Source organism: Streptomyces sp. NPDC088707 (genome assembly GCF_044752725.1).
In the GTDB taxonomy this organism is placed as follows: Bacteria; Actinomycetota; Actinomycetes; order Streptomycetales; family Streptomycetaceae; genus Streptomyces.
In genome coordinates, this window is sequence record NZ_JBIVLV010000001.1 from 750,961 (window position 1) to 769,622 (window position 18,662).

Consider the following 18,662-nt stretch of genomic DNA (forward strand, 5'->3'; position numbering starts at 1 on the left):
CCGGGCCCCACCCTTCTGCCACCGGCCGTGAGGCCGCGCGCCCGCACCGACGGCGTGCCGTCGGCTACGGGACCGAGCGGATGCGCCGTACCAGGACCGACCCCGCGAGGGCCAGGGCACCCGCGAGGGCGTACAGGGCCGTGTAGCCGCCGAAGTGGGTGACGACCGGGGCCGCGACCACGGGGGCGAGGACCTGCGGAAGCGCGTTGGCGATGTTGATGACGCCCAGGTCCTTGCCCCGGTCCTCCGCCGCCGGCAGCACGTCCGTGAGCAGGGCGAAGTCCACGGCCGTGTACACGCCGAAGCCGAGGCCGAGCACCAGCGAGGCGACGACGGCGCCCGTCCAGGTCTGCCAGACCGCGAGCAGCAGGGTGGCGGCGGAGATGACGAGGCCGGACCGGATCACGTACGACTTGCGCCGGCCGCTGCGGTCCGACCGGATGCCGCTGATCACCACCGTGGAGAGCAGGGTGAGCGCGTTGAGCGCCGTGAGGATCAGGACGCCGTTGTCCGCGTCGCCGTCGTAGCGCACGGCGTCGGTCAGGTAGTAGAGCAGGTACATCGTGCTGATGGAGTACGACAGGTTCATCAGGAACCGGGTGAGCCAGGCCCACCCGAAGTCGGGATGGCGGCGCGGGTCGATCCAGAAGCCGCCGAGGAACGTCCGCCACCGGAAGGCCGGCCGGGCGGCCGGGGAGAGCGGGCTGTCGCGCCGCATCACGACGTACGGGACGGCCGCGAGCACCGTGAAGACCGCGCAGGCGAGATATCCGCCGACCACCCCGCCCGCGACCGTGGCGAGCGCCGTGCCCACCAGGATGCCGACGACCTGGGAGACGCCGAGCCACCCGCCCACCAGACCGCGCCGCCGCGGCGGCACCTGGTCGGGGACGGCCGCGGTGAGCGCGGCGAAGGCCGCGTTGAGGGCGAGCTGGACCAGGCACCAGCCGGCGATCACGGTGGTGACGCTCTGCGCAGCGGCGAGGACGAGCAGTCCGGCCGCGCCGCCCAGCACTCCGCCGACCACCCAGGGGATCCGCCGCCCCACGGAGGCCGTCGTCCGGTCGGAGAGCGCGCCGAAGACCGGGTTGGCGACCATCGACACCGCCGCTCCGACTCCCGTCACGAGGGCGAGGGTGGACGCCTTGTGGTCGGGGGTGAGCTGTTCGGCCTGGCGGGCCAGGAGCAGTTGGAGCGGGCCGAACCAGCCGACCCAGACCCCGAGGTTGGCGAGGGAGAGCGCACCCACCCAGCGTCCGCCGGCCGGACCGGGGGGCTCGGGCGCCGGCTCGGCGGCGGTTCCCTCCGCCGCCGTCCCCTCGGTGGTCATCTGCCGCTCTTGATCAGGTCGCGGTACCAGGCGAACGACTCCTTGGGCGTCCGTACCAGCGTCTCGTAGTCGACGTGGACGAGCCCGAAGCGCTGCCGGTACCCCTCCGCCCACTCGAAGTTGTCGAGGATCGACCAGATGAAGTAGCCGCGGACGTCGGCGCCCTCGGCCATCGCCTCGTGCAGGGCGCGCACATGGCCGTCGTGGTACGCGATCCGCCGGGCGTCGTCGACGCGTCCCGTCGCGGGGTCCGGCCCGTCACCGTACGAGCAGCCGTTCTCGGTGATGCAGAGCGGCGGCAGCCGGTCGCCGTAGCGCTCGCGCAGGGTGGCGAGGAGTTCGCGCAGTCCGTCCGGGACCACGGGCCAGCCGAAGTCGGTGAGTTCGCGTCCCTCGATCTGCCGGACGGCGAAGGGGAGGTCCGGCGGAATCTCGATGCCGCCGAAGGAGGAGCCGGCGGGGGCCGCCTCGGCGCCGGATGCGGTGGCGGGCGCTGCGGCGGCCGGCTGCGGGGCGCCGACGAGCATCGGGTTGTAGTAGTTGATCCCGTACCAGTCGAGGGGTTCGGAGATCACCTTGAGGTCCTCCGCGACCGGGCCGGGGAGGAGCGAGGCGAGGCCCGCCGGGTAGGTGCCGGTCAGGATGGGGTCGGCGAAGAGCCGGTTCGTGAGGGTGTCGTACAGCTCGGCCGCCGCCCGGTCGTCGTCGCTGTCGCCGGCGGTCCAGACGGGGCTGTGGGAGACGGCGATGCCGATCTCGCGGGCGCCCGCGGCACGCAGGGCCTGCACGCCGAGGCCGTGGGCCAGGAGTTGGTGGTGGGCCGCGGGCAGGGCGTCGAAGACGAGGCGCCTGCCGGGGGCGTGCTCGCCGAGGCCGTAGCCGAGGAGGGTGACCTCGGCGGGTTCGTTGATGGTGATCCACCGGGGTACGCGGTCGGCGAGCCGCTCGGCGACCACCGAGGCGTACGCCGCGAACCGCTCGGCGGTGTCCCGTTGGAGCCAGCCGCCGTCCTTCTCCAGGGCGAGCGGGGTGTCCCAGTGGAAGAGCGTCGGCACCGGGGCGATCCCCGAGGCGCACAGCTCGTCGACGAGCCGGTCGTAGAAGTCCAGCCCCTTCTCGTTGACGCGGCCGTGCCCTTCGGGCAGGACGCGGGACCAGGAGACCGAGAACCGGTAGGCGCCGACGCCGAGTTCGGCCATCAGGGCGACGTCCTCGCGGTAGCGCCGGTAGTGGTCGGTGGCCACGTCCGCGCGCGAGCCGTCCTTGACGCGTCCCTCTTCTCCGGTGAAGGAGTCCCAGCTGGAGGGGCCCCGGCCGTCCGCCGTGAGCGAGCCCTCGATCTGGAAGGCGGAGGCCGAGACCCCCCAGAGGAAACCGGCCGGGAACTCGGGTACGGGCGCTGTCATGAGGACTCGCTTCGATCGGCGGCGTGCGGGTTGCTCACGGCACTTTCGGGTCCCCGGGCCCACCCTGTCAATGGAAAGTGAACAATTCTCAGGTTTCCCCGACGCGGGACGCGGACGGGCCCTTCCCCACACGCGGGCGATCCCTTCCCCCACACGCGGACGGGCCCTTCCCGCCCGCGGGAAGGGCCCGTCCTCCGGACAGGTGCGCTACCGGTCAGCTCCCGGTGTGCCCCCGGCGTCGGCGCCACCAGACGAGTGCCCCGCCCGCACCGATCGCGACGGCCGCGATGCCGGCGATCAGACCGACGGGAGCGCTGCTGCCCGTGTCGGCGAGACCGCCGTCAGGGTCCTTCGGACCGGGCGGAGGGGTGGCCCCCGGCGACTGGCCGGCCGTCGGCCCCGAATCCGACGGGGTCGGGGTCGGCTTGCCCGTACCCGTCGGGGACGGGGTCGCGGTCGGGCTCGCCGTACCGGTCGGGGTGGGCGTGGGACTGGGCGTACCGGTCTCGGACCGTCCGGCGCTGTTGCCGCCGAACATCAGATAACCCTGCTTGTTCGGGTCGTCGGCGATCGTGTCGACCGCGTAGCCGACCGTACGGGGCTTGTAGCGCTGCTCGGTGCGGAAGCGCACCGGGTTCATGTTGCTCTTGGGCTGCTTGGAGAAGTCGACGCCGCCCACCGTGTAGACGTAGACCTCCTCGCCGTTGGACCACTTGTACTTGAACGTGCCCTCGGTGAAGGCCTTGTAGTAGCGGTCCCAGACCTGCTTGCCGGTCCAGTTCCGGTGCGGGGCGCGCAGCGGCCAGCGGCTCACGTCGTTGCTGTTGATGATCCTGCGGTACTCGGCGGGCATGTCGGCGGCGTTCTGGCGCACCCACTCGGCGGCCACCCGTGCCGTGTAGACGCGGCGCAGGTCGGCGTAGTAGTCGCCGTTGTTGACCTTCTCCGCGACGAGCGGGGTGATGTAGCGGTCGAGCACGCGGTCGGACTGCTGCGTCTCCGCCTCGGTGAGGTCGCAGCCCTTCCCGCCGGGCGGCTGCGTGGTGGTCTCCTGCGGCACCGTGGACAGCTTGAGCGGGGTGTCGAGGATGTGGATGCCGCCGTCCTGCTCGCGCACGACCGCGGTCTCCGGCTCGATCCAGTACCGGAAGCCGGCCCAGCAGGGGAAGCCGTCGCGCTGGGGCAGGGCGTTCATGAAGTTGCGGCCCGCCTCCGTCTCCGGATCCATGGCCTTGAAGATGTCGTGCTTCAGCTCCAGGTCGGCCTCCAGGAGGACCCGGCCCGCGTCGGTCTTGCCGAAGCCCGCGTCGATGATGCGGTTCGGCTCGTCCGGATTGAGGTTCACCCAGAACGTGGACGGGTCGAGGGCGAGCCAGGTGAAGAAGGCGTCGGAGATCAGATTGCCCTTCTCCTGGCCGCCCCAGCCGGCCGCGTACTCGTCCTCCACCGACTTGGCGGAGAACGCGTAGTCCAGGCCCTTGCCGCCCTTGCCCTTGCCGATGTAGCGCAGGTCGAGGGTGGTGAAGTCGATGCCCCCGAGGCCGCGGTTCATCGCGGCGCGCTCGCCGGTCCTGCCGAGCCGGTCGAGCTGCTCCTTGAGGGTCTGCGGGTTCGGCGGGGACTGGTTGATGACCTGGTTGCCGGAGCCTCGGGACCCGGTGGAGGCGCCGTTGCCCGGCGACATGGTCGTGCCGTTCGCGCGGTACGGGCCGTTCTCGGTGCCCTTGGGGGGCACGCCCCTGTGGTGGGACTGGTAGTCGTAGGACCGGACGCGGTCGCGGCCGAGCGCGTCCCTGCCCGCGGTGTCCTTGAGCTCCTTCATGAAGTTCCTGGCGTCGCGGGTCTGGTTCTCGGCGAAGACGTAGGTGTACTTGTACGAGCGCCAGCCCTGGTTCTTGGCCCAGGCGCGGTCCGCGGGCTTCTCGCGTCCGTCGGGGTTGCCGTTGGACTTGACCTCCACGATCTCCCGGGTGCGCTTGTTGTACGCGTCGAGGCGGCGCAGGTGCTGCTTACCGGTGTCGGGGTCCTTGAAGTAGAACTCCTTCTCGCAGATCCAGTCCGGGCCGGTCAGGCCCATCTCCCGCACGACCTTGCCCATGAAGGCCTTGCCGCGGGCGTCGTAGCCCTGGTTCGGGATGTAGACCTTCGAGAGGTAGTCGCCGAAGGACGTCCACCGCCGCTGCGCGTTGAACCGGGCGTAGATGCGCCTCGGGTCGCTGTGGTCGTACCTCTTGTAGTCGGTGCCCGCCGCGTCGAGATCGGCCTGGGTGGGGTTGAGGCCGTCGAACTGGAGACCGGGGTTGGTGTAGTCGTACGTGTCCCACCGGTCCACCGCACGAGAGGCATCACCCTGGGGCAGGCCGCCCGTGGGCACGTTCTTCACCCCGTACATCTCGTCGCAGCGCTTGCCCGGCTTCAGCTTCGGCGGCGCCGGCGCGGCCTCGGCGATTCCGCCGACCGGCTGGCCGGTGATCGTGATGACGATGGCACAGGCGAGTGCCGGCAGGCTGTTCCTGAGCGCACGCCAGCGGCGCTCTATTCGTGCTGGCTTCACAGTGCTTCCCCCGGGAGCCCCACGGGTCGATGCAGGGTTGTGCGGCGCCAGGGCCCCCGATGCTCATGTGGGCGCCGCACAAGCGCTCCGATACTAGGGGTTTCCTTTGCCGCCGCAATGTGGTTTCGACGGCGTGGCATGTGTTAACTCCGTGCAGATTCCCGATTCTTGCCGTCACGCCGAGGACTAGGCTTAGCTGCCGTGAGCGATGAAATCTGGGAGTACGAGGATGACGGAGCCGACGGGGACGGGGCATCCGACGACGAGCACGACGTCGCCGAGCGCATCGACCGGGCGCACGCCGACAACCCCCGCCTGACCGCGTGGCTGGACGAGCAGCGGGAGGGCTTCGCCGACTGGAGCCGCCGCCACGGCGGCGGATGGGACTTCGGCGAGGGTTCCCTCGACCGCGTGGAAGCCCTCGTCCGTGAGCACGTCACCTCCGTCGACGACCTGTTCGCCCGCGAGCACACCCCGTTGGTCCAGGTCGCCTGCTGGTACGTCGGCGAGGTCCACAACCGTACCCGGGGCACCCGGTGGCGCCTGGACCCCGATCCCGCCGACAGCCGTCCCTGGTCCCGACGCCCCTACGTCATCGTGCCGTTCGCCCGGCTGGACGAGTTCCGGGACCCCGAGGGCATCGACTACGACGCCCGTCCACTGCACCACCCCCTGAGCAGCTTCCTCACCCTCCTCCGGGAGGGGGCCACGGCGCGCACGGGCTCCCTGCGCGCCGAACTGGACGACTACGAACCCGGCGGCGGCGAGGCGGAGTGATCCGTACGCCCAAGGTCGCGATCAAGCCCTTCCCCGGGTGCGGCGCATGCCCCGGGAGGTGAGGGGACACGCATGCCCGCGCGCACCCTGCGGAGGACTGCGACTCGCCCTCCTCGGCGACGAGGTGCCTGCCACCGGCGCCCGGACGTACCCGTCGCCCCCGGTGGCCGCCCACGACCGCCCGTACCACGTGCCGACCGTGCCTCGTCCCCGGCCGCCCGGGGGTGGCCCGCGGCGGAGCCTCGCCCACGTCGCCTGCCGCCCCCTGTCAGCAGGTCTCGCGGACGTACCCGGCTTCGCCCGCGGGGCGGACGTCGGTGTCGCGCAGGACGACGGAGAGCGTCCCGCCCCAGCGTGCGCAGGCCCGGTCCAGGCCGTTGCGCTCGTACTCGATGACGAGCACCCGGTTGTCGAAGGCGGTCGCGTAGGGGTCGCATTCGGCGTACTGACCGCACTCCTCGGCGACCGCGAAGTCGAAGCCGAGCTGCCGGCCCCGCTGCGCGAGATCGGGGGCGTTCTTCTGCCCGATGGCGAGTCCGGCCGCGTGGGCGCGGGCGACGAGCAGCCGGGCGAACGCGAGGTCGTGCTCGCGCGTGAGGCGGCCTTGGGACCGTTCGTACGAGTCGAGGTTGTCCGCCTCGACGGCCTGGTAGCCGGCGTCGGCACAGCCGTCGATCCACTCGCCGACGATCGCGGCGAGCCGCTCGCGCTTGGCCGGTGTGGAGACGTCGAAGAGGGCCTCGTCCCAGTCCTCGTCGACGACCGGTGCTCCCGAGGCACTCCGCAGGAGGAGGTCGGGGTGGTTCTCCTCCCACCACTCGGTGGCGTCCGGCTGGGCCTGGAAGGCGTTGACGTAGCAGATGTTGTACAGCCCCTCGGCCGGCTTCGCCGTACGGTCGCGGGAGACGGCGCCCACCCCGCGCGGCGGTGCGTAGGGGCCGCCGATCTGGTAGTCGAATCCGACGTGGGGCTCGGGCGGGACGACCGTGCGGGCGGAGGAGGGCGGGGTGGAGGAGGGGGCGGAGTCACCGTCTCCCCCGTCACCGGACGAGGTGCATCCGGCCGCCCCGGCGGCGAGCAGGCCGACCAGGGTCAGGGCCGTGAGGCGGCGGCGCCGGCGCGCGCTGCGGAGGGGGCGGGGTTCGCGGGCGATCACGGTGCGGGGCTCCTGGTCGTCGATTCCTCGGGACGGCACGCGGCCGCCCTCGGGCCTACGGTACGGGCGCTCTGCGGCCGGGCCGTGGCGGCCTGCCGGACGCCACGACAACGGTCCGCCACCGTCCGTGCGGGTCTCGAACACCCTCGCCGGCCATCCATCCGACGTTCTCCTCACCCGGCACCCTCGCGAACGGCCGAACGTCGCGCACGCCTCCCCACGGTGACGAACGCCGGCAGCGGCCTGAGGAACGTCCCCGTCACGCCCTGACGGGCGGGAGGAGGAGGGGGTGCGGCCCGCTTCGACGCGGGCCGCACCCCCTCCACCTGTCTCAGGGCCCGGGGATCCCCTGGCCCCGGCGGGTCAGCGGGCGCCGAAGACCTGGGTCCAGTACGGGCCGCCCTGGGAGTGGATGCCGACGCCTATCTCCTTGAAGTCGCAGTTGAGGATGTTCGCGCGGTGGCCCGGGCTGTTCATCCACGACTCCATGACCTGCTCCGGGCTGCTCTGGCCCATGGCGATGTTCTCGCCGTAGGTCGACCACGGGTATCCGGCGGCGGTCACCCGCTCCCCCGGACCTGCGCCGTCGGGGTTGGTGTGGTCGAAGAAGTCGCGGGCGGCCATGTCGTCGGAGTGGCCCTGCGCCGCCCTGGTCAGGGTCGCGTTCGCGCTCAGCGGGCCGCAGCCCGCCTTGGCGCGCTCCGCGTTGACCAGGGCGATGACCTGGTCGGCCTCCGAGCTCTGTCCGTTGTCGTGCTGCGGACCCGCGCCCGTCCCGTTCCCGGCCTCGTCGCCCGAGCCCGTTCCTCCGCCGTTGCCCGAGCCGGGCCTGGTCGGCGGCGTGTCCGGGGTCGGTGCCGCGGTGCGCGGCGGGGTCGTCTTCACCGGGGCGGGCTTGGCGGTGCGGACCGGACGGGGCGACGCGGTGGTGGCCTTCGCGCTGGGCGACGCCGGGGCGGAGGGACGTCCGGTTGCGGTCTTGGAGGCGGACGGCGAGGTGGCGGGGGTCGTCGCAGCCGCCGACGGGGTGCCGGAGTGGGTGGACGGGTCCTGGCCGAGGGGCAGTTCGAGCTCCGGGGCCGTCACGCGGTTCGCCTCGAGGATCTCGTCGTCGCCGCCGCGGCCCCCGGACAGCGAGAACGCGCCCCCCGTGACCGCCATGACCACGACACCGGCCGCGATGACGGCGCGGCGCCGGCTGCGCTCCTGCGTCCGGCGACGCTGCCGGAGCGCGGCGCGCGTGCCGTGCCGGCCGGGCGCGGAGAAGGCGGGCGCGGACCTCGGCACGGGGGGGCGGGCGTGCGCCGCGGAGCCGGCCAGGACGTACGGCTCCGCCAGGTCAGCCGCGTGTCCGTACCCGCCGAGGGGGGCCGTCCCGGACAGGTCGGCGCCGTCGGACGTACCGTACGGGTCGCCGTCCGTGGCCGCGGACGCGCCCGGGGCGGTGCCGGGCCCGCCGGCCGCGGCCGCGGACGCGGCGGCCGGCGTCGTCGCCGCCCGCGTGGCCTCCTCCGTCCGGGCCGCCAGGACGGGCGAGGTGGCCGCGAGCAGGACCTCCGCCGGGACCAGCGCGTGCCAGCGCGGGGCGCAGTGCCCGCAGCCGATCGTGTGGTGGGCGAGGTGGTCACGCCACGGGGCGGAGGGCCGGCCGTCCCATTCGGCGGCCTCTCGGCCCAGGAAGGGGCAGCCCGGGTTCCCGGCCAGCGCACCGACGACCACGCGCGCGGCGTCGAGCCGGGCCCGTACGGCCTCGATCCGGGCCGGCGCCTCCTCCGCCGGCCACCGCAGTGCGGCGGCCGTCTCGTACCGGGTCAGCTCGCCCGCGCACTCCAGCCACCACAGGGCCAGTTGCTCGCCGTCCTCCGGGTCGAGCCAGCGGGCCGCCTCGGTGATCTCGTACGCCTGCCCGTGCGCGGACGGCTGCGCGACGGCGTCGCCGTACCCGGCCGGCTGCTGGTGCCGGTGCCGCCGGATCCCGTCCACGGCGATGGCGACCAGCCAGGGCCGGAAGACCCCGGGGTCGGTCAGGGAGGGGAGCCCGTCCAGGGCGCGCAGCATCGTCTCCCGTACGACGTGCTCGACGTGTTCGGCACCGTGGCGGCCGTTCATGGCGAGTGCCACGGTGGTGTGGATCAGGGGCAGGTGGGCGGTGACCAGCTGGTCCCGCGCCCACGGGTCACCGTTCCGCGCCGCGAGGACCAGCTCCGTGTCCCGCTCGATTCCTGTGCTCTGCCGCACGCCGACCGTCCCGTTCGTTGGAGATGATTGCGCAGGGGAGAGCCTGGAGCCGGGCGCGGATAACGAAAAGGCGGCAGACGGCGAAAGTGATGTGGGTCACGTGGCCGGTGCGGCCGGTGCGGACCGCCGGCGACGACCACTGCCGAGCCCGCGCCGCGGGCTGCAGCGGTGGTGGCTCCCGCCGGTGGGTTCCGTGGTGGTGGCTCCCACCGGTGGGTTCAGTGGTGATGGCCCCCGCCGGGTGGGTTCAGTGGTGATGCCCCCCGCCGGTGGCCTGGGAGGCGGGTTCCTCCTTCGCGGTCGCCGCAGCATGCGTTCCGTGGTCTCCGTGGCCCGGCACGGTGCCGTCCGGCTTGGCCACCAGGAAGAGGCCGGCCATGCCCATGTCGGAGTGGCTCTGAACATGGCAGTGGTACATCCAGGCGCCGGCTCCGACGTGCTCGCCCGCGATGATCTGGAATCCGAACGAGTCCGCGGGTCCGGTGATCTTGTTGTCGACGACCCGGCTCACGTCCTCGGGACCCGCGAGGAGGCCCGTGCGGTTGTCGGCCCAGCGATGACCGTGCATATGGAACGTGTGGTAGTACTCGCCGTGCGTGATCATGACGATCTCCACCCGGTCGCCCACGGTGGCGAGGAAGTTCGGCGGATCGGCGGCCGGCCGGTTGTTGATCGTCATGTCGTTGAAGACGATGGTGAACTGCTTGTCCGGCAGGATGTCGCCCTTGCGGCGCACCACGAGGCCGCCGTAGAGGCCCTTGCGGATGCCGCCGGTGCCGTGGTCCGTACCCACGACGTGGTCGTGGTAGTGCCAGTAACCGGCGCTGCCGGGCCGCCAGGTGCCGTCGGGGCGGCGGCCTGGGGCGTGGGTGCGCCAGGTGTACGTGCGGGTGGCGCCCGCCTCGACATGGCTCCCGCTCATCCTCGTACCGTCGTTGTCGATGTCGTAGTCCACGCCGTGCGCGTGGAGGCTCACCGGGACGTCCATCAGGTTCTCGAACTCGATGTGGAGGGTGTCTCCCTCGTTGAGCTCGATGAGCGGGCCGGGCACGGTGGCCTTGCCCTTCTCCAGGCCGTAGCCCATGCGTCCGTCGGCCAACTTCTCGGCGTACAGCTTGAGATGGCGTACCTGGCCGCCGGCCGGGGCAGTCCTCAGCGAGGCGGCTGTGGCGGCCGCGTCGGGTGCGGCGCTGGAGGCGGAGGTGAGGGACAACGATGTCACGCCGGTCGCGGCGACCGCCCCGCCCGCGAGCAGGCGACGGTTGAAGCTGCGTCTGTCCATGTCGAACTCTCCGGTCGTCAGAGGAGATTGACGGGGTGCGGGGCCAGCGGGGGCTCCTGGGGACGGCCCACACCGTAGCGGGACGACAGTGGTTTATCCACACCCAGGACAAAGTTCGTCCGGTTGCGGCCATAGCCCTTGGCGAACCGCGCAAAGAGGTCTAGCTTCAACGGCTGTCGTTGTGACCTCAGAGGGATGGGTGACCCATGAAGCGCACACCACATCACCGGTCGAGATCGAGAACAGGCTTCGCCGTGGCGGCACTCGGGGCAGGCGCGCTGACCGCGGCCCTGCTCGGCGGCGCCCCCGCCGCCGCCAAGCCGGATCCGGACCCGCCGTCGGCCAGGGCGGCGACAACGTTATCTCTGCCGTCGCCACCGGGCGGCGCGAACGTCCGGGTCCTCGTCTTCCACGGATCCGCGACGGCCGAGTCGCCGACGGTCGACGCGGGCATCGCGGCCGTCGAGAGCATCGGCCTCACCGGCCCGGCCGCCGGCCGCTACCGGACGGTGGCCACCGACGACCCGGCCGTCTTCACCGACGCCAAGCGGCTCGGCACGTTCAACGCGGTGGTCTTCCTCACCGGCGGCGGCGATGTGCTCGACCCCGAGCAGGAGGCGGGCCTGGAGGCCTACATGGAGGCCGGCGGCGGTTTCGTCGGCGTCCACGAGGCCGCCCGCACCGAGCCCTACTCCGGCTGGTTCACCGGCCTGATCGGCGCCCGGCCCACCGGCGCCCCGAGCGGCACGCAGCGCGCGGTGGTGGAGGTCGGCGACCGGCAGCACCCGGCGACGAAGTCCCTTCCGCTGGAGTGGAAGCGGCCCGACAAGTGGTTCAACTGGGACCGCAACCCGTCCGGCACCGTGCACACCGTGGCGCGCGTCCGCGAGTCCTCCTACCAGCCCGCGGCCAAGCCCAACGGCTGGGACCATCCGGTGTCCTGGTGCCGTGACTACGACGGCGGCCGGTCCTTCTACACCGCCATGGGCGGCACCGTCGACAGCTACGCGGAGACGGACTTCCGCGACCATCTGCGCGGCGCGATCGCCTGGACCGCGCGGACCTCCCGGGCGGACTGCAAGGCGACCATCGACGCCCACTACACCGCCGAGCGCGTCACCAAGCCCAACCAGCCCGGTCAGAACGACCAGATCGGCGAGCCGCACGGTCTCGTCGCCGCTCCCGACGGCCGCATCCTGTACATCGGCCGCGGCGGCGCCGACTCGAGCGTGCCGGTGGTCACCGACTGGAACAACCCGGACATCGGCAAGGGCAACGGCGAGATCCACGTCTACGACCCGAAGACCAGGCAGGTCACCAAGGCCGGCGCGCTCACCGTCTTCGGCAACAAGGGCGGCGGCGACGAGCTGGTCAAGAACGAGGAGGGGCTGCTCGGCATCGAGCTCGACCCCGGCTTCATGACCAACGGCTGGGTGTACCTCCACTACACACCCCACTCCCGGATCGACCGCGTGGAGCACATGGGCGAGCGGCGGGTCTCCCGCTTCACCCTGGACCTCGCGACGAACAGGCTCGACCTGGCGAGCGAGAAGGTGCTGCTCAGCTGGCCGGTGCAGATCCACAGCTGCTGCCACGCGGGCGGCGGGATGGCCTGGGACTCCAAGGGCAATCTGTACATCGCCACCGGAGACACCAACTCGTCCGGATCCAGCGGAGGTTACTCGGGCAACAACCCCGCCCCGAACTTCCGGGGCGTCTCCTTCGCGGACGCGCGCCGCACCGCCGGCAACACCAACAACCTCAACGGGAAGATCCTGCGGATCCATCCCGAGCCCGACGGCACGTACACCCTCCCCGCGGGCAATCTCTTCACCGGCGAGGAGAGCGACGAGGGCGGCGGCAAGACCCGCGGCGAGATCTACGTGATGGGGGTGCGCAACCCCGCGCGCATCTCCGTCGACAAGGCGACCGACATCCTCTACGCGGGCTGGGTCGGCCCCGACGCGGGGGCCCCGTCCACGACCTGGGGCCCGGCCAAGTACGACACGTTCGCCGCGATCACGAAGGCGGGCAACCACGGCTGGCCGTACTGCATGGGCAACAAGCAGCCCTACCGGGACCGCGGTCTGCTCGACCCGGCCAAGCCGCTCGGCTGGTACGACTGCGACGCACCCAAGAACGAGTCCCCGAACAACGACGGCCTGGTGAACCTGCCGCCGGTGACGGGGAACACGATCTGGTACTCGCCCCAGGGCGGCGGCGTCGACTACCCCAGGGACGCGAACGGCATCCCGAGCTACAGGCAGGAGGAGCAGAAACTGCTGCTGCCATGGCTCAAGGGCGGCGGGCAGGCGACCATGAACGGCCCGCTCTACCGCTACGACGCGGCGAGCGACTCGGCGGTCAAGTGGCCGTCGTACTGGGACGGCAAGTGGTTCGTCGGCGACTTCTACGACGGGGACCAGCCGCGGCACGCCGTGCTCACCGACCCGAGGACCGTCGGCAAGGGCGGACTCCCGGTGCACGCCGAGTCCCTGAAGAAGATCATCCCGGTCGGGCCGGGCGGCATCCGCAACCTGATGGACTGGAAGTTCGCCCCGGACGGTTCGCTGTACGTCCTCGACTACGGGCGCGGCTTCTTCACCTCGCACACCGACTCCGCGCTGTGGCGCGTGACCTACAAGGGCGGCGGGCCCACCCCGGCCGCGGACCAGCTGGCCAGGAGGGCGGCGCAGTGATCACGAGACACAGAGGCGCGAGCCTGTGGGCGGCCCTGCTGGGCGCCCTGGCGATGGTCGTCGGCCTGACCTCGGCGGCCGCCTACGGCAGGGCGGACGACACACGACGCGGCGACGACCGAGGCCGGACCGCCGCGGCGCAGGTGCTGACCTGGAAGGCGGGCGATCCGATCGACCGCTACCTGGAGTTCCCGACCACGGCGGTGGCCGGTGCGACGACGATCGTCTTCGAGAACAGCGCGGCCACCGGCAACACGACCGGCATGCCGCACACCCTGACGTTCGACGTCTCCGACCCTGAGTACAACCACGACGTCCCGTTCAACATCCTGGCCAACCCGGGCGACGCGAACGGCGGCCGGCACACGGCCGAGGTGACGCTGACCCCGGGCCGGTACCTCTTCAAGTGCACGATCCCCGGGCACGGCCAGATGCAGGGCGTCCTGACGGTCACCGAGGGCGGCGGCGAGGACACCACCGCGCCGGAGACCACCGCGAAGGTCGAGGGCGACCGCAACGCCGACGGCGCCTACGTCGGCCAGGCGACGGTCACGCTCGGCGCGACCGACGCCGGTTCGGGCGTCGACCGGGTCGAGTACGCGATCGGCGCGGACGGCCCGTGGCAGCCGTACACCGTCCCGGTGGTCGTCGACCAGGTCGGCGCGCACACGATCCGCTACCGGGCGCGCGACAAGGCGGGCAACACCGCCGCCGAGAAGACCGCCGCGTTCTCGGTCGTCGCCCGGCCCACCGACGACACGACGGCGCCGGAGACCTCGGCGACCGTCTCGGGCGAGCGGGACGCCCAGGGCCGCTATCTCGACATGGCCACGGTGACGGTCACCGCGTCCGACACCGGGTCGGGGGTCAACACCATCGAGTACGCGATCGGCGACGGCGCCTGGCAGCCGTACACCGCTCCGGTGATGGTGCACCAGGCGGGCGAGCACACCGTCCGCTACCGGGCGACCGACAAGGCGGGGAACACCGCCGCGGTGAAGTCGGCCGCCTTCACGGTCGTCACCCAGCCCGACCCCGACACCACCGCACCCGAGGCCGCCGCCTCGGTCGCGGGCACGCGCAACTCCGACGGCGCGTACATCACCAGCGCCACGGTCACGCTGTCCGCGTTCGACGCGGACTCGGGCGTCGAGCGGATCGAGTACTCGCTCGACGGCGGCCCGTACCTCGCGTACACCACCCCGGTGATCGTCGACCGCGTCGGCCACCACACGGTGCTGTACCGGGCGACGGACAAGGCCGGCAACACCTCGACGGCCCGGAGCACGGCCTTCACCGTCGCCGAGGGCGGCGGGGTGCCCGCGCCCAGCTGTCCGGAGTTCGACGAGCGGCTGACGGTCATCGTCGGGACCGTCGACACCGGTGTCCCCAACCGGATGACGAACAGCCGCTGCACGATCAACGAGCTCATCGAGGACGAGAAGGACTGGTCCTCGCACGCGCTGTTCCTCAAGCACGTCGACACGGTGATCGACCGGCTGCTCGCCGCCGGCGTCATCGACACGCGCGAGCACAGGAAGATCTACCGCGCGGCCAAGCAGTCGGGCATCGGCAGGCCGGGCCAGACCGAGGGGTACCGCGACCTGTTCGACGGCACCGCGGCGAGCTTCTCGAAGTGGCAGCACGTCGGCGGCGGAAAGTTCGGGCTGAGCGCGGACGGCGCCATGACCAGCAGCACCACGGTGCCGGGCATGGGCATGCTGTGGTTCCCGCAGCGGCAGTACGCCGACTTCTCGCTCAAGCTCCAGTGGCGCGACGACGCCCCCGGAGCCGGCAACGCCAACGGCGGGGTCTTCGTGCGCTTCCCGTACGTCCACGGCAACCCCGAGGAGAGCCGTCCCGAGTGGGTCGCCATCAAGTACGGCCATGAGATCCAGGTCCTGGACCGGCCCGACGGCGACATGTACAAGACGGGCTCGCTCTACGGCTTCGACCGCGTCGGCCTCGCCGGCGCCGGGGTGACGCCCAAGGGCACCTGGAACGACTACGAGATCCGGGTGGAGGGCCAGCACTACTCGGTCTTCCGCAACGGCAGGCTGATCAACGAGTTCGACAACACCGGTGGGCAGGTCTTCCAGCCGCCGCGCGGCGACGACCCGGGCACGGACGGCCGGCGCTACGCCTCCGGCTACGTCGGGCTCCAGGTCCACGGCACGACGGACGTCATCTCCTACCGCAACATCCGGGTGAAGGAGCTGTAGACGAGCCGCGGACCCCGGAAGGGGGCCCCTCTCCCTCGGCGGGAGGGGGGCCCTTTCGGCTGGTCCCACCTGGGCAGGTCATGTGGGCAGGTTCTGCTCCGCCCACACCACCTTGCCGGAGACGGTGCGGCACGAGCCCCATCGGCGGCACAGCATGTTGATGAGCTGGAGGCCCCGGCCGCCCTCGTCGCTGAGGTCCGCGTGCTGGATCTGGGGCAGGTCGGGGCCCGTGTCCGAGACCTCCACGACGAGGCGTTCGCCGCGCAGCAGCCGGAGCCGGCCGGGGCCGTTGCCGTAGCGCAGGGCGTTGCCCACGAGCTCCGAGACGACGAGTTCGCAGACGTCGGCGAGCTCGGCCAGGTCCCACGCGTCGAGCTGGTCCGTGACCAGGCCGCGGGCGACGGACGCGGCCCGCCCCTCCTGCGGCAGCTGCCACTCGCACAGCTCGGCCGGGGTGCCCGGCGCGGTCGTCGCGACGAGCAGCACGGCCTCGTCGAAGCGGCTGGCGTCGGTGGGGGCGCAGTCCGTCAGGCCGCCGCGTTCGAGTGCCTCGGGGGTGAGGCCGCGCGCCGCCGACCGCAGCCGCTCCAGCTGGTGATCGAGGCCCTCGTGCCGGGACTTGACGAGGCCATCCGTGTACATGACCAGATGGCCCCCCGCCGGGACCTCCAGACGGATCGGGTCGTACGGGATCACTCCCGCGCCGAGCGGCGCCCCGATCGGTAGGTCCACGAACGCGGCGGTGCCGTCCCCGCCGACGAGCAACGGGGGCAGATGACCGGCGCTCGCCACGGTGTAGGTGGAGTCGGCCGGGTCGTGGACCGCGCAGAGGAAGGTGGCGACCTGCTCGTCCTCCAGGTCACGTGTGGCGAGGTCGAGCCGGGCGAGGACCCGCTCCGGCGCCATGTCGAGGGTCATGAGGGTGCGGGCGACCGCCCGCAGGCGGCCCATGGTGGCGGCGGCGGGCAGTCCGTGGCCCATGACGTCGCCCACCATCAGAGCCGTCCGGCCGCCGGGCAGGGCCATCACGTCGTACCAGTCGCCGCCCACGCCGTGGTGGGCCGTCGAGGGCGTGTACTCGGCGTGGACGCGCAGCCCCGGCGTCACCGGGGTCGCGCGGGGCAGCAGACTGCGCTGCAGGGACACGACGTGCTCGCGCTCGCGCCCGTACAGCCGGGCGTTGTCGATGTAGACGGCGGCCTGCGAGGCCAGCTGCTCGGCGACAGCGAGGTCCGTGTCGGAGAACGGGGGCGTCCCGGGGCCGCGTACGAAGTCGGCGCTGCCCAGCAGCAGGCCACGGGCGATCAGCGGCACCGCGAGATAGCTGTGGACTCCCGCGGCGCGCATCTTCGCCGCGGCGCTCTGCGTCGGCGCGACGCGGACGAAGTCGTCGTCGCGCATACGGCTCACGAGGACCGGTCTGCCCTGCCGCAGGCAGTACTGGTGGAGGAGCGTCTCGTGGGCCTCCTCGGTGCGGACGAAGGTCTCCCCCACCGGGGTGGGCTCCAGGGAGGAGAGCGACTCGACGGCGGACAGCGCGGTGGCCCGCAGGAGCGGGATGCCCGCCCCCGTCCAGCGCGAGCCCTCCTCGCCCCGCAGGACGCTCTCCAGAATGTCGACGGCGGCCCCGTCGGCCAAGGCGGGCACGGTGAACTCGGCCAGTTCCTGAGCGGTGCGCTCCAGGTCGAGGGTGGTACCGATCCTGGAGCCCGCGGAATTCAGCCAGGCGAGCCGGTCGCGCGTGGTGACGCGATCGAGAGGGACGTCACCGTCGCCTCGGCCGAGTCGCCTGCGGGCGCCGGCCGAGCGGAGGACCGAGGCGCCCTTTCCGGCCGAGGCACGGCGGACAACGCGCCGTCTCCCGATGCCATCGTTCACTCTTTCGGCCTCCAGACAGAAACTCGTCCGCTGTTGGTGCACATCATGCACCTGCCTCCCCCTCCTGGCCGATCAGGGCGGCACGACTTTCACTGTCTTGTGGTGCAAGACAGTGGCCGACTACCATGCGCCGCATGACAAAGGAGCTGCCGACAGCCGGTGACCAGCGGCGCAGTCAGCTTCTGCGCGGTGTGCTCGACCTGTGCCTGCTCTCACTGATCGCCGAACGTCCTCGGTACGGCTACGAGTTCATCGAGGCGCTCACGGAGAGCGGGCTCGAACTCGTCGGCGAGGGCAGCATCTACCCGCTGCTGGCCAGGATGGAGCGCGCCGGACTCGTCGAGCCGTTCCGCGCCCCGTCGTCCAGCGGCGGGGCGCCGCGCAAGTACTACCGGCTGTCCGAGGCCGGCCGGACCGAGCTGGAACACGGCCGGACCGTCTGGCGGGGGTTCACCGCCCAGGCCGACCGGATTCTCACACGAGCGACCCACGGGGGAACGACACCATGACCAACGAGCACGTCCTCGCGGTCTGCCGCAGCAACTGGGAGTACCGGGGCGTCGACGACGCGTCCGTGCGCGAGATGCTCGCCGAACTCACGGCCCACCTGGAGGACGCCGCGGCGGCCGGCCGCACTCCGCAGGACGTCGTCGGCCGCGACGTCAAGGCCTTCGCCGCGTCCTGGGCCAGGGCGAGGATGCCGCTGCACCGGCGGGCCCTGCGGATGGCGGCGACGGTCCCGTTCGTCGTGGGCGGGCTGCTGCTGGTCTCGCACCTCATCCACCGGACGACCGTCGTCGACGTCGACGCCGGGCGGCTGGCCTTCTGGCTGAGCATCGGGGTCGTCACCGTGGTCCTGGAGCTGCGCAGGGGCACTCTCGGCTTCGGCAGGGGATGGATCGTTGCGCTGGTCGTCGGACTGCCGGTGCTGTTCCTGACGCAGAAGCTGGTCGGCGAGGAGACGCTGTTCCCGGTGCCTCTGTGGGGCAGCGTCCTGCTGACCCTGCCGGGCCTCGGGTACCTCGTCACCGAACGGCGGCGCGCCCCGCGCCCCGCGGCGTCCTGACCCGGCGGCCGTCTCACCCGCACGGCCCGGCAGGGATGCCCGTCCGTCCCGGAG

12 protein-coding genes are annotated in these 18,662 nt (G+C 72.2%); 5 read left to right on the forward strand and 7 right to left on the reverse strand.

Annotated elements, in window-relative coordinates; translation table 11 throughout:
• Nucleotides 1-64: 64 nt before the first annotated feature.
• The 3 genes from ACIP84_RS03375 to ACIP84_RS03385 all read right to left on the reverse strand — a co-directional run bounded on the left by ACIP84_RS03375 (nt 65) and on the right by ACIP84_RS03385 (nt 5,290).
• Entirely contained in the window at nt 65-1,330 is a 1,266-nt protein-coding gene (locus tag ACIP84_RS03375; protein WP_401793944.1) for an MFS transporter, read from the reverse strand.
• The gene (locus tag ACIP84_RS03380) at nt 1,327-2,736 is read right to left on the reverse strand and encodes a glycoside hydrolase family 1 protein (RefSeq protein ID WP_401793947.1); all 1,410 of its coding nucleotides are present in this window, start codon (nt 2,734-2,736) and stop codon (nt 1,327-1,329) included. The genes ACIP84_RS03375 and ACIP84_RS03380 overlap by 4 nt, the downstream gene beginning before the upstream one ends.
• Nucleotides 2,737-2,950: 214 nt before the next feature.
• Nucleotides 2,951-5,290: an LPXTG cell wall anchor domain-containing protein gene (locus tag ACIP84_RS03385; protein WP_401793949.1), complete on the reverse strand. Its 2,340-nt coding sequence runs from the start codon at nt 5,288-5,290 to the stop codon at nt 2,951-2,953.
• Between the two features lie 201 nt (nt 5,291-5,491).
• Between ACIP84_RS03385 and ACIP84_RS03390 the strand changes: the two genes are divergently transcribed.
• Nucleotides 5,492-6,067 (forward strand): hypothetical protein, encoded by a 576-nt coding sequence (locus ACIP84_RS03390; RefSeq protein ID WP_355962920.1) that lies wholly within the window; start codon nt 5,492-5,494, stop codon nt 6,065-6,067.
• A gap of 268 nt (nt 6,068-6,335) precedes the next feature.
• Here the strand turns inward: ACIP84_RS03390 and ACIP84_RS03395 are convergent, their stop codons facing one another.
• From ACIP84_RS03395 to ACIP84_RS03405, 3 genes are all read right to left on the reverse strand, one after another.
• Entirely contained in the window at nt 6,336-7,220 is an 885-nt protein-coding gene (locus ACIP84_RS03395) for an endo alpha-1,4 polygalactosaminidase (protein WP_401795638.1), read from the reverse strand.
• A 366-nt stretch (nt 7,221-7,586) separates the two neighbouring features.
• Nucleotides 7,587-9,461, reverse strand: a complete 1,875-nt coding sequence (locus ACIP84_RS03400) for a CAP domain-containing protein (protein ID WP_401793953.1) — start codon at nt 9,459-9,461, stop codon at nt 7,587-7,589.
• A gap of 247 nt (nt 9,462-9,708) precedes the next feature.
• A complete protein-coding gene (locus tag ACIP84_RS03405) occupies nt 9,709-10,743 on the reverse strand; it encodes a multicopper oxidase domain-containing protein (RefSeq protein ID WP_355962914.1) in 1,035 nt (344 codons plus the stop codon).
• Nucleotides 10,744-10,949: 206 nt separating this feature from the next.
• Here ACIP84_RS03405 and ACIP84_RS03410 point away from each other — a divergent pair, with 206 nt between their 5' ends.
• Together ACIP84_RS03410 and ACIP84_RS03415 are read left to right on the forward strand one after the other, a co-directional pair.
• Nucleotides 10,950-13,442 (forward strand): ThuA domain-containing protein, encoded by a 2,493-nt coding sequence (locus ACIP84_RS03410; protein WP_401793957.1) that lies wholly within the window; start codon nt 10,950-10,952, stop codon nt 13,440-13,442.
• A 53-nt stretch (nt 13,443-13,495) separates the two neighbouring features.
• Nucleotides 13,496-15,664, forward strand: coding sequence for an OmpL47-type beta-barrel domain-containing protein (locus ACIP84_RS03415; RefSeq protein WP_401795641.1), 2,169 nt, complete (start codon nt 13,496-13,498; stop codon nt 15,662-15,664).
• Between the two features lie 78 nt (nt 15,665-15,742).
• On the opposite strand, the gene ACIP84_RS03420 is transcribed toward ACIP84_RS03415, so the two are convergent.
• Nucleotides 15,743-17,542, reverse strand: a complete 1,800-nt coding sequence (locus ACIP84_RS03420) for a SpoIIE family protein phosphatase (protein WP_401793960.1) — start codon at nt 17,540-17,542, stop codon at nt 15,743-15,745.
• Nucleotides 17,543-17,676: 134 nt separating this feature from the next.
• Here ACIP84_RS03420 and ACIP84_RS03425 point away from each other — a divergent pair, with 134 nt between their 5' ends.
• Nucleotides 17,677-18,051, forward strand: a complete 375-nt coding sequence (locus ACIP84_RS03425; RefSeq protein ID WP_401793963.1) for a PadR family transcriptional regulator — start codon at nt 17,677-17,679, stop codon at nt 18,049-18,051.
• On the forward strand, nt 18,048-18,608 hold the full coding sequence (locus ACIP84_RS03430) for a hypothetical protein (protein WP_401793965.1): 561 nt from the start codon (nt 18,048-18,050) through the stop codon (nt 18,606-18,608). Before ACIP84_RS03425 ends, ACIP84_RS03430 begins: the two co-directional genes overlap by 4 nt.
• The last annotated feature ends 54 nt before the right edge of the window (nt 18,609-18,662 follow it).